This is a genomic window from Streptomyces rishiriensis, from assembly GCF_030815485.1.
GTDB lineage: Bacteria > Actinomycetota > Actinomycetes > Streptomycetales > Streptomycetaceae > Streptomyces > Streptomyces rishiriensis_A.
The window spans coordinates 2219017-2231959 of the sequence record NZ_JAUSWV010000002.1 but is presented as its reverse complement, the minus strand read 5'-3'; the positions used below and the strand labels follow the sequence as shown (position 1 = coordinate 2231959).

General features: G+C 72.3%; 11 protein-coding genes and 2 pseudogenes. 9 read left to right on the top strand and 4 right to left on the bottom strand.

Annotated features, from left to right (window positions below; genetic code table 11):
• Positions 1 to 25 precede the first annotated feature (25 nt).
• Both QF030_RS12430 and QF030_RS12425 read left to right on the top strand, forming a co-directional pair.
• Positions 26 to 1504, top strand: a complete 1479-nt coding sequence (locus QF030_RS12430; RefSeq protein ID WP_307162720.1) for an NCS1 family nucleobase:cation symporter-1 — start codon at positions 26 to 28, stop codon at positions 1502 to 1504.
• Between the two features lie 14 nt (positions 1505 to 1518).
• Entirely contained in the window at positions 1519 to 2232 is a 714-nt protein-coding gene (locus QF030_RS12425; protein ID WP_307167547.1) for an aspartate/glutamate racemase family protein, read from the top strand.
• Positions 2233 to 2269: 37 nt separating this feature from the next.
• Here QF030_RS12425 and QF030_RS12420 read toward each other — a convergent pair whose 3' ends face one another.
• Entirely contained in the window at positions 2270 to 2515 is a 246-nt protein-coding gene (locus QF030_RS12420) for a hypothetical protein (protein ID WP_307162719.1), read from the bottom strand.
• 220 nt (positions 2516 to 2735) lie between these two features.
• Between QF030_RS12420 and QF030_RS12415 the strand changes: the two genes are divergently transcribed.
• The 5 genes from QF030_RS12415 to QF030_RS12395 all read left to right on the top strand — a co-directional run bounded on the left by QF030_RS12415 (position 2736) and on the right by QF030_RS12395 (position 7872).
• On the top strand, positions 2736 to 3119 hold the full coding sequence (locus QF030_RS12415) for a hypothetical protein (RefSeq protein ID WP_307162718.1): 384 nt from the start codon (positions 2736 to 2738) through the stop codon (positions 3117 to 3119).
• Positions 3120 to 3308: 189 nt separating this feature from the next.
• Positions 3309 to 4040, top strand: a complete 732-nt coding sequence (locus QF030_RS12410; RefSeq protein ID WP_307162717.1) for a DUF7873 family protein — start codon at positions 3309 to 3311, stop codon at positions 4038 to 4040.
• A gap of 531 nt (positions 4041 to 4571) precedes the next feature.
• Positions 4572 to 6461, top strand: a complete 1890-nt coding sequence (locus tag QF030_RS12405; RefSeq protein ID WP_307162716.1) for an FUSC family protein — start codon at positions 4572 to 4574, stop codon at positions 6459 to 6461.
• Between the two features lie 433 nt (positions 6462 to 6894).
• Positions 6895 to 7542 (top strand): DUF899 domain-containing protein, encoded by a 648-nt coding sequence (locus QF030_RS12400; RefSeq protein ID WP_307162715.1) that lies wholly within the window; start codon positions 6895 to 6897, stop codon positions 7540 to 7542.
• 153 nt (positions 7543 to 7695) lie between these two features.
• Positions 7696 to 7872: a hypothetical protein gene (locus QF030_RS12395; RefSeq protein WP_307162714.1), complete on the top strand. Its 177-nt coding sequence runs from the start codon at positions 7696 to 7698 to the stop codon at positions 7870 to 7872.
• 4 nt (positions 7873 to 7876) lie between these two features.
• On the opposite strand, the pseudogene QF030_RS12390 reads toward QF030_RS12395, so the two are convergent.
• The 3 genes and pseudogenes from QF030_RS12390 to QF030_RS12380 form a co-directional block, all read right to left on the bottom strand.
• Positions 7877 to 9788: pseudogene (locus QF030_RS12390) on the bottom strand (ABC transporter ATP-binding protein).
• A 258-nt stretch (positions 9789 to 10046) separates the two neighbouring features.
• Positions 10047 to 10493, bottom strand: coding sequence for a hypothetical protein (locus QF030_RS12385; RefSeq protein ID WP_307162713.1), 447 nt, complete (start codon positions 10491 to 10493; stop codon positions 10047 to 10049).
• A gap of 245 nt (positions 10494 to 10738) precedes the next feature.
• Positions 10739 to 11437, bottom strand: a pseudogene (locus QF030_RS12380) (ATP-binding protein); the annotation flags it as partial.
• 265 nt (positions 11438 to 11702) lie between these two features.
• Here QF030_RS12380 and QF030_RS12375 point away from each other — a divergent pair.
• Positions 11703 to 12563 (top strand): helix-turn-helix domain-containing protein, encoded by an 861-nt coding sequence (locus QF030_RS12375; protein WP_307162711.1) that lies wholly within the window; start codon positions 11703 to 11705, stop codon positions 12561 to 12563.
• Positions 12564 to 12839: a DUF397 domain-containing protein gene (locus QF030_RS12370; RefSeq protein ID WP_307162710.1), complete on the top strand. Its 276-nt coding sequence runs from the start codon at positions 12564 to 12566 to the stop codon at positions 12837 to 12839.
• Positions 12840 to 12943 lie beyond the last annotated feature (104 nt).

The window sequence follows — 12943 nt, the reverse complement described above, 5'->3', positions numbered from 1 at the left end:
CCGTCCCCTCGCCCAAGGAGGCCCCGTGTCCCTCGCCGACAGCGCCGAAGCCACCGGCGCACCAGCGTTCGTCCCCGACCCCCGGCTCACCAACGAAGACCTCGCGCCCGCCGGAAAGCGGAACTGGAAGGTCTTCGACCTCTTCGCCCTGTGGATGTCGGACGTCCACAACCTCGGCAACTACACCTTCGCCGCCGGACTGCTGGTCCTCGGTATGAACGTGTGGCAGGTGTTCACGTCCCTCCTCGTCGGCTTCGTGCTCATCTACATCGGCATGAACTGGATGGGCCGGATCGGCCAGCGCCACGGTGTGCCCTTCCCGGTGGTCAGCCGCATCAGCTTCGGCGTCTGGGGCGCCAACGTCCCGGCCCTCATCCGCGCAGTGATCGCCATCATGTGGTACGGCATCCAGACCTACCTCGCCTCCGTCGCCGTCAATGTGATGCTGCTGGCGGCCTGGCCGGGCCTGGAATCCTGGACGCACAGTTCCTTCCTGGGCCTCGACGGGCTGGGCTGGCTCTCCTTCGTCTCCCTCTGGCTCGTCCAGGCGATGATCATCAGTCAGGGCATGGAGTCCGTGCGGAAGTTCCAGGACTTCTGCGGCCCGGCGATCTGGCTGGTGATGATCGCGCTGGCGGTGTGGGTGCTGTCCAAGGCCGGCTGGACCATCTCGCTCACCTCCACCCCGCACCCGGTCTCCGTGGGGGAGCAGTGGCGGCAGTGGTTCGGCGCGATCGGTCTGATCCTCGCCACGTACGGCACGCTGATGCTGAACTTCTGTGACTTCTCCCGCTTCGCGCCCGACTACCGGACGGTCCGCCGCGGCAACTTCTGGGGGCTGCCCCTCAACTCGACGGCGTTCGTGGTCGTCTCCGTCATCGTCACCGCCGGCTCGCTCGAGGTGTTCGGCGAGGCCGTCACCGACCCGGCGGAGCTGGTCGCGAAGGTCGGCAACACCTGGGTGCTCGTACTGGGCGCACTCACCTTCGCCATCGCCACCATGGGCGTCAACATCGTCGCCAACTTCGTGTCGCCGGCGTACGACCTCGCCAACGTCTGGCCGCAGAAGATCACCTTCAGGGTCGGCGGCATGATCAGCACGGTCGCGGCGCTCGTGGTCACCCCGTGGAACCTGTTCTCCAACCCCACGGTCGTCAACTACTTCCTCGGCGGCCTCGGCGCCTTCCTCGGCCCGCTGTTCGGCGTGATCATGGTGGACTACTACTGGGTCAAGCGCGGCCGCGTCGACGTGAACGAGCTGTTCGACGCCACCCCCGGCTCCCGCTTCTACTACCGCAGAGGCGTCAACCCCAAGGCGCTGTGGGCGTTCCTGCCCTCCGCGGCGGTCGCGGCGGTACTCGCGCTGGTGAAGACCTTCAGCGACGTGGCGCCGTACTCCTGGTTCATCGGGACGGCCCTGGGCGCCGGCCTGTACGTGCTGCTGTGCCGCGGTGAGCGGACCGCCGGGTCCGTGGTCGCGGCCGAGAAACCCGCGGAGGTCTGAGAAGCGTGCGGAACGTGCGGATCGTCGTCACCAACTGCAACACCACGCGGGAGATGACCGAGGAGATCGTGCGAGGCGCCCGGGCCGCGGCAGGCCCGGGCACCACCGTGACCGGACTGACCCCGGCCTGGGGGCCCGAGTCGGCGGAGGGCTGGCTCGACAGCTTCCTCTCCGCCGCGGCGGTCATGGACGCGCTGCGGACCTATGACGGGGCGCCCTACGACGCCGTCGTCATGGCCGGCTTCGGTGAGCACGGACGGGAGGGCGTACGGGAGCTGGTGGACGTGCCCGTCGTCGACATCACCGAGGCCGCGGCGCATCTGGCGTGTCTGCTGGGGCGCCGGTACGGGGTGGTGACCACGCTGGAGCGGTCCTGCGGCCAGATCGAGGACAGCCTGGAGCTGGCCGGAGTGGGCCGCAACTGCGCCGCCGTCGTCGGCACCGGCCTCGGCGTCCTCGACCTGGGCGACCGTGACCGCACCGGGGCGGCCTTCGTGGCGGCTGCCGAACGGGCCCGGGCGGCGGGTGCCGAGGTACTGGTCCTGGGGTGTGCGGGGATGACGGGACTGGAGCGGGTGGTGGGCGACAAGCTGGGCCTTCCGGTCGTCGACGGGGTGGGCGCGGCGGTGAAGCTGGCCGAGGGGCTGGTCGCGCTGGGGCTGACGACCAGCCGGGCGGGGAGTTTCGCGAGGCCGGTGCCGAAGCGGAGGGCGTGGGGGGCCGAGTAGCCGGGCGGCGCGGTTCCCGGGACGGCGAGGCGCCGGATCAGGGCGGCTCCTCGGGTCCGCGTACCCGTGGGGCGCGCTCGGTCAGGAACTCCGCGCGGCGTTCGGCCGCTTCGACCCGCTCGACGCGGTAGAGGCGCAGCGGCGGCGCGGCCCGCGCACGCGGATCGACGCTGAGCCGGTCCGGCGGCCCCAGCAGCCGGAACACCAGCGGACCCGTCCATCCCCGCATCCGCAGTCCGGCTGCCGACACGTACCGCCGCCCGTCCTCCATGAACCCCGTCAAGGCCCGCTCCCCTCGCCGCACTCCGGTCGTGACGCTGTGTGACGACGCTTCCCATTGAAGCGCGCTCCACTGACAATCGCCTCGCCGCGGATAACCGCTGGACGACGCAGACCCGCACTCGTCACGCTGATGCCCATGCGGAGCAAGCGACTGGGCCGTTTCACGGCGGCGGACTTCTGAAAGTCCGCCGGAAGTTCCGGCGGACCCCCGGAGGTCTGCCATGTCCCGCACCGTCCATCACGTCCGTCCGCGGCACCGTGTCCGCCCCGATGACCGGCCGTCGCAACGCCGGGGCTGGAGCACCGGCCACCGTCTCGTCGAACTGCGTCACAGCGCGGGGGAGTCGGCGCGGGCGCGGCGTGAGCGGCGTCGACCGGTGCCCGTCCCGCTGGTGTGCGCGTTCCGCTCCTACACCTTTCCCCGGTCGCTGAACTCACGGATCGACGGCCCCTACGAGTCCCGTGCGCGCGCCGCGCTGTCCGTGTTCCGCTCGACCGCCCGCAACCGTCTGCGCGCCGCCGGGCCGGGCGCGCTGCTCCTCGTGGCCGAGGACCTGGACCACCCGCCGACCCGCCACCGGCACGGGAACGTGTGGGACTGCTGAGCGGAACCAGCACATGACCCCCGCGTCCGGCTCGCCGGGAGGGCCGCCGGATCGCGGGGCGTCGACAACATCGCCGCGGGCTTTCCACGGGTCCGGTCCCGGCGCTTCGGCGGTGCCGGGAAGGGACGGTCGTCTCGTCGGTCGATAACCCGTTGGGGTGAGGGCGTCGGAGCCGCTACCGTCCTCGTCGTGGCGAAACTCAATCAGATCATCGCAGTCGAGAAGGGCGTCAAGTCCAAGGCCCACCAGGACCTGAGCACGGCTCAGCACGGGCTCCAGAAGCCCGCTTTGCTGGCCGGCATCTCGCGGACCTACCAGCCCAAGGACGAGGAGGGCGAGCAGCTGCCGCCCGAGTCGACACGGGTGCAGGTCAAGGCCGAGGACGTGCTGCGGGAGACCGCGGCCACGCTCACCCGGCTGTTCGACGTCACCGCCACGAAGGACTGGGCCAACTGCACCGCCCGCGCCGACGTGACGGTCGACGGCCGTGTTCTCGTCGCCGACGTACCGGTGTCCTATCTGCTCTTCCTCGAGAAGCAGCTCGTCGACCTGAGCGCCTTCGTGCGCAGGCTGCCCGTGCTCGACGCCTCCGAGTCCTGGGCGCAGGACCCGTCCACCGACGCGTGGAAGACCGAGCCGGTGCGGACGCTGCGCACCAAGAAGGTGCCGCGCAACCATGTGAAGGCGGAGGCGACCGACAAGCACCCGGCGCAGGTCGAGGTGTACTACGAGGACGTGCCGGTCGGCTACTGGACGACCGTGAAGTTCTCGGGAGCCCTCCCGGCCCGCCGGGTCAACGAGCTTCTGACGCGCCTGGAGAAGGTGCAGCAGGCGGTGAAGTTCGCCCGGGAGGAGGCGAACGGCGCCGATGTCGTCGACCAGCGGGTCGGTGACGCCGTGTTCGGCTATCTGTTCGGGTAGCCTTCGAGACTCCCCGGCCCTTCGAGACCGGGGTGCGCGAGGAGCGCAAGCTGAACCTGAAGCTTGTCGTGACGAGCGAACCGTACCCGCCGGGCAATCCTGGGACGGATCGCGTTGAATCTCAGACTCTTGCTCCAGACTCAGCATTCGCCGCCGATCGCCGGAGCGACCGGGCCCAGGCCCCCGGACGTCGAATTGCCGGTTCAAGTCCGGCCCGCGCAGCTCGATGCGCGGTGGTCCAAAGGCAGGACGCGACGACATCACGACTGACCTGGGTCCTCAAGTGCGCCGGTGTGCGACATGGGTGGCTCGACAGGGGCCGGGGGCAGGCTACGCCCCCGGTCCCGCTCCCGTTTCCGCCCTTGCGTTCATAAAGAACGCGGGATCCGGGCCAGGCGTCACCTCGCCGAAACACAACCGTTCCCACCTCTCCAGGACCGCGCCGTACCGTGGACATCACAGCTCACAGCTGACAAGCCCCGGCCACCGTCGCCCGAAGGCACACCCCGCCCTCGCCCCGACAGGAGCTCCGTGTCCCCGCGCCCGCACATTCCCGCACGCGCATCCGCCTCCCTCGCCGCTCTTCCGCCCTGGCTCGCCCACGCCCTGCGTGCCCAGCGCGGGCCCGTCCCCTGGAGCGCGGTCACGCGGGGGGCGCTGGCCGCCGGGCCGCTGCTCCTGGTGTCCGTCCTCGCCGACCGGATCTCCCTCGGGGTCGTCGCCGCCATCGCCGCGATGCTCGCCGGGATCAACGACCGGCCGGGCAGCAGGCGGACCGCCGTGAAGCGGCTGGGGGCGCCCGCGCTCGTGGGTGCGGGAGGTCTGCTCGTCGGGACCTATGTCGGGGATCACGTCGGGGCCGTCGCGCTGACGGCCGTCCTCACCGGGCTCGGACTCCTCGCCGGCGGGATGAGTGCCATCGGGCCCGTCGCGTCCGGCGCCGGGACGCAATTGCTCGTCGCGGCGGCGATCGGGGCCGGGATGCCCGTCCCGGAGGCCGGATGGATCCGCGCCCTCGCCTTTCTCGCCGGCGCCGGATGGCTGCTCGCGCTGCGGCTCGTACTGCCCACGCCCGGGGCGATGACCGGCGACTTCCGCTTCGACGGCGAACGGGACGCGGTGGCCCGCGTGTACGACGCCGTCGCGGAGCTGCTCGACGCCGTGGGTACCGGACAGGCCACCGCCCGCCGCGCCGCGCTCACCGCGGCCCTCGATCATGCCCAGGACGCCCTCGCCGGACCCCGGCTCCGGCGCGGTGCCGGCTCCGCCGCCGAACGCCGGCTGCACGCCCAGTACGCCGCCGCGCTGCCCTTGGCCGAGGCCGCGACCGCCCTCGCCTGGGCCGCTGAGCCGCTGTCGGAGCGGGCCTCGGCCGGGCCCCGACGCCTCGCCGCCGCCGTCCGCGAGAACACCCACACCGGGCCGCTGCCCGCGCCCTCCCGGTCCGCCCCCGCGCTGCGCGCCCTCGACGACGCCCTGCTGCACGCGGCCGACGCCTTCGACCAGGGCAGCGGCGGTGACCTGCACGCGCGCCGGCGCGGTGCGCGCGACCTGCTGCGCACCGCGTTCGGGGCGGGCGGCCGTGAGTACGGGCTGCGGGTCGCCCTCTCCTTCGGGGCCGGCGCCGCCGTCGCCCAGGCCCTCTACCACTCCCAGTGGTACGGCCGGCACACGCACTGGTACTGGCTGCCCGCCACGGCTGTCTTCCTGGTCAAGCCCGACCTCGGGCCCCTGGTGTCCCGGGTGCTGTGCCGGGCCGCGGGGACCGTCCTCGGGGCGCTGTTCTTCGCCGGTCTCGCCGCCGTGCTGCCCCGGCCGGAGGGGCTCGTGGCGCTGGTCGCGCTGTGCGGAGCGCTGATCCCCGTGTCCACCCGGCACTTCGCGGCCCAGACGGCCGTCGTCACCGTGCTCGTGCTGTCCCTGGTGATGGTCGGCGGAGAGCCCCAGGCCTCCGCGGCCCGGATCGCGGAAACCCTGCTGGCCTGCGCGATCGTGCTGATCGTCGGGCATCTGCCGATGCCGGGGGAGCGCGGCGGCCAGGTGCGGGCCCGGCTCGCCGCCGCCGTGGACGCCGCGCACGCCTACCTCACCCATGTCCTCGACGGCCCCGACGACCGTGCCGTCCGCTGGACCCTGCGCCGCGAGGCCTACCGCGCCCTCGCCGAGGCCCGCACCACCATCGCGCTCGCCGCCCACGAACTGCCCGCCGTCGCCCGGCACACGGAGGGCACCGACGAGGTCGCCGCCGTTCTCGAACGGCTCGTCGACACGACCACCGCCTGCGCCGTCCACCTCGACGACACGGGACGGCTCGGCGCACGGCACAGGGAGCGCCTCGCCGAACTCCTCGACGAACTCGCCGCGGGGCGGGACCGGTTGGGGCTGCGGGCCCCCGTGCCGGATCTGCCGGTGGCCGGATAGGGCCCTGCCCCTGCCCCTGCTGCTGCCGCTGCCCCCGCTTCTGCCCCTGCCTCTGTGACGGCGGGGCCGTCTCCACCGCGAGGAAGCCACGGCCGGACCGCCTGAGGTGGCCGCGGAGCCGTCCGTCTGCACGGGCCGCGGTCGTGCCGGGTACGCGCGCGTGTCGGCCGCATCCCCCCAGCGGCGTACGGGGCTGGTCACGCCGACCTGGACGCCCGGCCGTCGCGGTGCGCGGACAGCGCCGCGTGCCAGGTGCCGCCCATCGTCTTCAGAAGCACCGTCTGCCGGCGCCCCGGGTTCCCCGACCTCCGGACGCCGAGCACGTCCGGGCCGTCCAGGAGTACGACACCGGAAATCCGTTCCGCGCGGGCGATGAGTTCCGCGCCGCCCGTGAGTCACCCCTCCGACGGACCGTCGCACAGGAGGGGCAGCCATGGCGCATCCGGAGCTTCCGGAGATCGTCTCGCGCGAGGAGTGGCGCACCGCGCGCGCGGAACTGCTGGCCAAGGAGGAGGCGGTGACACGCGCGCGTGACGCGCTGTGCGCCGAGCGGCGTGCACTGCCCATGGTCGAGGTCGACAAGGAGTACGTCTTCGAGGGCGGTGACGGCAAGGCCCGGCTCCTCGACCTCTTCGGCGGCCGACGTCAACTCGTCGTCCACCACTTCATGTTCGCCCCCGAATGGCAGTCCGGCTGCCGCTGCTGCGCGGCCTTCCTCGACCAGGTCGGTCATCTCGCGCACCTCAACGCGCAGGGCGCCTCGTTCGCCGTGGTGTCCCGGGCGCCGTTCACGCGGATCCTGCCGTTCAAGGCGCGCATGGGCTGGACGGTGCCCTGGTACTCCTCGTACGACGACGACTTCAACGGCGACTTCGAAGCGACGGTGGGGCAGCCCGGCGGTTTCGCCGAGCGGCCCGGGGTCAGCTGCTTCCTCCGGGAGGGCGAGCGGGTCTTCCACACCTACTCGGTGTTCGACCGCGAGCTCGGCCGGCTCGGCCCGGCGACGAGCTTCCTGGACCTGACGGCGCTGGGACCGCAGGACGGCGCGCGGGTCCGCTACCACGACGAGTACGAGTTCTGACACGCAGCGTGCCCGACGTGTTCGTAAGGTGACGGGATTCTCACCCTCTGCGCTGAACGAGTGTCAACTGCGTCTCAGTCCCGCAACCGGCCGAGGCCTTCGACCTCCCAAGAGCGTTAACTCCTACAAGCAGCAGCTGATCGGAGGTGCGAGATGGTGAACGGGCGAACCGTGCTCGAGCGCTTTCCCGCGGGTGGGCCGCGGGGCTCGTGGCCGGCGGAGGAGTTCGCGCAGGCACGACGGATGGAGGGGCTGGCCGCCGAGGTCGTCATGGACCTCGCCTCGGACACGTTCCTGGTGGTCGTCCGGGGCGGCGACACCGCGCGGTGAGCCGTCAGCCCGCCTGGGACGGGGCGGGCACCTGCGCCGTGAACTGTTCGGCCTGGAGCGTGTACAGCTCGGCGTAGACGCCACCGCCCGCCAGCAGCTCGTCCGGGGTTCCGGACTCCACCAGCCGGCCCTGGTCCAGGACGTGCACCAGATCCGCGTGCCGGACCGACGCCAGCCGATGCGTGATCAGCACGACCGTCTGGCCGCTGTCGGCCAGCGCGCGGATCTTCTCGAAGACCTCCAGCTCGGCGCGGGCGTCCAGGGCTGGCGTCGGCTCGTCCACGATCAGGATCCGGCCGCGCCGGTACGCGGCCCGGGCGATGCCTAGGCGCTGCCACTGGCCGCCGGACAGCTCGTGACCGCCGCTGAAGTGCCGGGCCAGCAGGGTGTCCAGGCCGCGCGGCAGGTCGTCCACCACCTCCTGGGCACCCGCCTCCGCGACCGACGCGGCCAGCCGTTCCTCGGTGAGCGGCGCGGCGGACCGGCCGATGGCGACGTTGACCCGGGCCGTGAACGGCCACCGCTTGAAGTCCTGTGCCACCATCGCGATGCGCTCGGCCAGCTGGTGGCGGTCCGCTGCCGCCGCGTCCACGCCGTCCCACAGGATCCGCCCCCGGTCCGGGTTGTACAGCCCCGCCAGCAGCTTCACCAGGGTCGTCTTGCCGGAGCCGTTCTCGCCGACGAGCGCGATGATCCGGCCGAGCGGGAGCGAGAGGCTGACGTCGTCGAGGGCGGGGACGCGCCGACTCCCCCGGATAGCCGAACGTGACGTTCTCGAAGCGGATCTCGCGCGGCTCCTCCGGCAGGGCCGCGCCGCCCACCGGGATCGCCCGTTCGGCCGCCTCCACGTAGAGGCGTTGCAGATCGCCCACGAACAGGGCCTCCTCGTGCAGCTGGTTGACCTCCAGGACGAGGGTGTTCAGGCTCCCGGAGCCGCTGCGGATCGCGATCACGGCGGTGCCCGCCATCGCCAGCGCCATCGTCCCGGTGAGCAGCAGGCCGCCCAGCGTGACGTACGTCGCCAGCGTCGCCAGGCCCGTCCAGGTCGCCGCGAACAGTCCGGTGCGGGCCGCGAGCCGGGCCAGCCGGGCCTGCTCCGCCTCCGCCGTCTCCGACATCGCGCGGAAGTGCCGCAGCAGGAAGGGGCCGACGCCGTGGACGCGGATCTCGGGCGCGGCCGCCGGTTCGGTGAGGAGACCGGCGATCAGGTGACCCGCGCGCGCGTGCTGCACCCAGGTGTGGAAGGACTCGTAGCGGCGCCGGGCGTTGGTCAGCGCGCTCCAGGCGCTCGGCAGCGTCATCGTGACCAGCAGCGGCAGCAGGAGCGGGTGGAGCACGGTGAGCACCCCGGCCGACGCGGCCAGCGAGATCATGGCGTTCACCACGCGCGTGCCGTGACTGATCATGTAGCGGCTGGACCGGGCGCCGTACTGAGCGGTGTCCAGCAGCTTGTGGAAGGCGTGGTCGATCGCGGCCAGCTCGACGGCGGCCGCCCGCTCCAGATAGAGCTCGGTCGCCACCCGCTCCACCTTGGGCTCGAGCCGCCCGGTGGCATAGATCGACGCGGCCCGCAGCAGCGCTCCGATCAGCAGGACGGCGGCCATGGCGGCCAGTGCGGGGGCGGCGCCGCGCAGCCGGTCCTCGATCGGGCCGCCGGTGATGAGCCGGCCCAGCACGGCGTTCATGGCGAGCAGGCCGATCGCCTGCGCCACGCCCCGGGCGATCTCCGCGGACAGCACGATCCGGGCGGCCTTCGGGTCGGCCTGCCGGGCCAGCCGGAGGCTGGTGCGCAGAAGGGACGGCAGCCGGGTGATCATGGCGCGGAAGTTCAGCTCCAGAAAGGCGTCCCGGTGCTGGTTCCACCCCGTGTCGTAGCGGAGCGGGCCGCCGAAGAGGAGCCGCTCCGACCCGGACACGTCACGCTCGTCGGAACCCTGTGGTTTGCGTGCCGTGCCCGGCTCCGGTGCCCTGCCCGCCTCCCCAGCCGTGCCCGCCTCCCCAGCCGTGCCCGACCCTCGTGCCTCTCCCACCGTCGGCCTCCCCGGTCGCGATAGTCGACGAACGGCCACTATCCCGGGACGGGGCGGGTGAGGGCAGGGCGCGGGACGGGAGAGCCGGGACGCGCGGGCGTGCGCCGGGACAGCCCCGGGGCCGTCCCACGCAGGGGCGCCGGGCTACGCGCTGATCGCCCGCGACCAGGTGGGCGTCGTGCCCGTGAGGCGGCACATGGCCAGGTAGAGAGGGATCGGCGGGGTGTACGGAACCGTGCCGTCCGGTCGGTGGATGAGGCCCGGAACGTGCGGTGAGTCCGGCAGGAGGGCGCCCGTGGCGTAGTGCGCGGGGGCGGGCCACTCCAGGGCGTAGTCGGAGTCGGACGGCACCAGCCACCACCAGCGCGCCTCGTCGGCGTAGACGCAGCCCACGCGCGGCAGGCGGGGCATGAGCAGCGGGCCGAGGCGGGCGGGGACGGAGACGGCGTCGCAGCCCAGCGGGACCGTCATGCCGTCGGGCACGGCCAGTCGGCGCGGCGGCACCGGGGGGTGTGTTCCGCCCGGCCCGCGCTGGAGGCGGACGAGGGTGTCGAGGGTCAGCAGCGGAATCCGGCCGGAGACCGCGCTCATGCCCTTCCCCGCTCGCGGCCGTGCTCGAGCGGGAGGGGTCCGGCCAAGTGGCCGGCCGGCCTTCCGTCGCGACCGCCCTCGTATCCTCCGTGGCCGCCGGGCGTGCGGTGCCACTGCGGCGCGATACGGGGAGCCGGACCGTCGGGTGCGGCGGGTGCGGGCTTGACGGAGGCGGGCAGGGCCGGCGGCGCGGGGTGCGGTCGGGCGGCCCGGCCGGCCATGGCGCGGTACCACTGCTCGGCCTGCTCGTCCTCGTCGGCCGGGCCGTCGGACGGTCCCGGCTTCGGGCGGGACCCCCAGCCGAGGTCGTTGCGGGGCCCGGCGGGGCCGGTGCGCGGCTCGGCCGGACCGTCGTGGAACTCGTCGAGGGTGTCGAGCAGCTCGCCCAGGTCGGCGTGGTGCGGTTCGGCCGCGTCCAGGCTGTTGCAGGGCTCGGCGGGATCGCGCAGGGCGTCGGCCTTGCGCGTCAGGTCGGCCCAGACCAGCAGGCCGGGTCCGTGCTCCTGGGCGCCCCAGGCATGACAGAGGGCTTCGACGAGGAGCAGTCCCCTGCCGTGCTCCTCCTCGGGGCGCTGCGGGGAGGGGTGCGGCTCACCCGGCGCGCACCCCTGGTCGCGCACGGCTATGCGGACCAGGTCGTCGCCGTCGTGCAGCTCGCAGACGACGGTGTCGCTCGCGGTGTGCACGATCGCGTTGGTGACCAGCTCGGATATGACCAGGGCGGCGGTGTCACAGGTGTCCTCGCACACCGACCAGCCGGTCAGCCGGGCCCTCGTCAGGCGTCTGGCCTGGGCGGGGGAACCCGGATGGGCGGCCAGTTCGAATCGGAACCGGCGCTCGGCAGCGGCCTGGTCTGGGCCTGCTCCCGCGCTGGCACCGAGACCCTGGGGGTGGCCTGCGGCGGCGTCTGTTCCTAAGGGCGCGGACGGAATCACGCTTGCCACTATCTCCCCGCCATGAACACTTGGCAAGTGTCACTCTGAAAAATGCAGAGTGCTGTGTGACGCGGTGGGGGGCCGTGGCACACTGCTCGCAACAGCACGTTGAACGGCGCCACTTGGGATCGTCGAAGATCCGTACGTATGCGTACAGACCTTCGGACGGATCTCGAGCGGCGCCGTAAGGCTGTCGGGATTCTTTTCGTGACCGGCCGGGTCGGGGCTCGTTCGGCCCCCGCATGAGCGGCCGGGCTCTTCGTGGAGGTGGAGCGTGAGCGAACCGCGGTCCGCGCCGACGGTCGGACAGGTCGTCCTCGGCCGGCGCCTGCTGGACCTGCGGGAACGCGCCGGGCTCAAGCGCGAGGAAGCCGCCCGCATCCTGCGCGTCGCGCCCGCCACGGTCCGTCGTATGGAGATGGCCGAGGTCAGCCTCAAGATTCCGTACCTCCAGCTGCTGCTGAAGGCCTACGGAGTCACCGACGAGGAGGCCGAGGGCTTCGTCCAGCTCGCCGAGGACGCGAACAAGCCGGGTTGGTGGCAGCGGTTCCACGACGTCCTGCCCGGCTGGTTCTCGATGCATGTCAGCCTCGAGGGCGCCGCCGCCCTGATCCGCCAGTACGAGCCCCACTTCGTGCCCGGCCTGCTCCAGACCAAGGACTACGCGCGCGGTGTCCTGACGTCCGGAGCCATCGGCCAGACCCGCCCGGAGGACATCGAGCGCCTCGTCGACCTGCGCATACAACGCCAGGATCTGCTCACCCGTCAGGACGCCCCCCGGCTGTGGGTCGTGATGGACGAGACGGTGCTGCGTCGCCCGGTCGGCGGCCCGGAGGTGATGCGCGCGCAGATCGACACCCTGCTCCAAGCCGCGAAGCTGCCCAATGTGACCTTGCAGATCGCCCCGTTCGAGAACGGGCCGCATCCGGGCACGTACGGGCCCTTCGTGCTGTTCCGATTCGCCATGCCGGAGCTTCCGGACATGGTCTACAGCGAGTACCTGACCGGCGCCGTCTATCTCGACGCCCGCACCGAAGTGGCGACCCACCTCGAGGTCATGGACCGCATGGCGGCGCAGGCCGCTACAGCACATCGCACGAAGGAGATCCTCCGGGATCTCCGCAAGGAGTTGTGAATGAATCACATCAGGACCCAGTCCAGGCCGAGGATCCGCGCGCAGCGGATCTACAACGGCATGCCCGCCCGGGAACTGGGCAGCGAGGGCTGGCACAAGCCGTGGAGCGGCGGCAACGGAGGCAACTGCCTGGAAGCGATGAAGCTCGCCGACGGCCGGATCGCCGTCCGGCAGTCCACCGACCCCGACGGACCGGCGCTGATCTACACCTCCGACGAGATGACGGCCTTCATCGAAGGAGCCAAGGCGGGGGAGGCGGACTTCCTGCTGTCCTGAACGGACCTGAACGCACCTTTGCTCAGCGCACCCCCCACCCCGTTTGATCCACCCGTCCACCTCGTCCGTCTTCGTCCCCCCGGCTTCCGGCCCCGCCCCCGCCT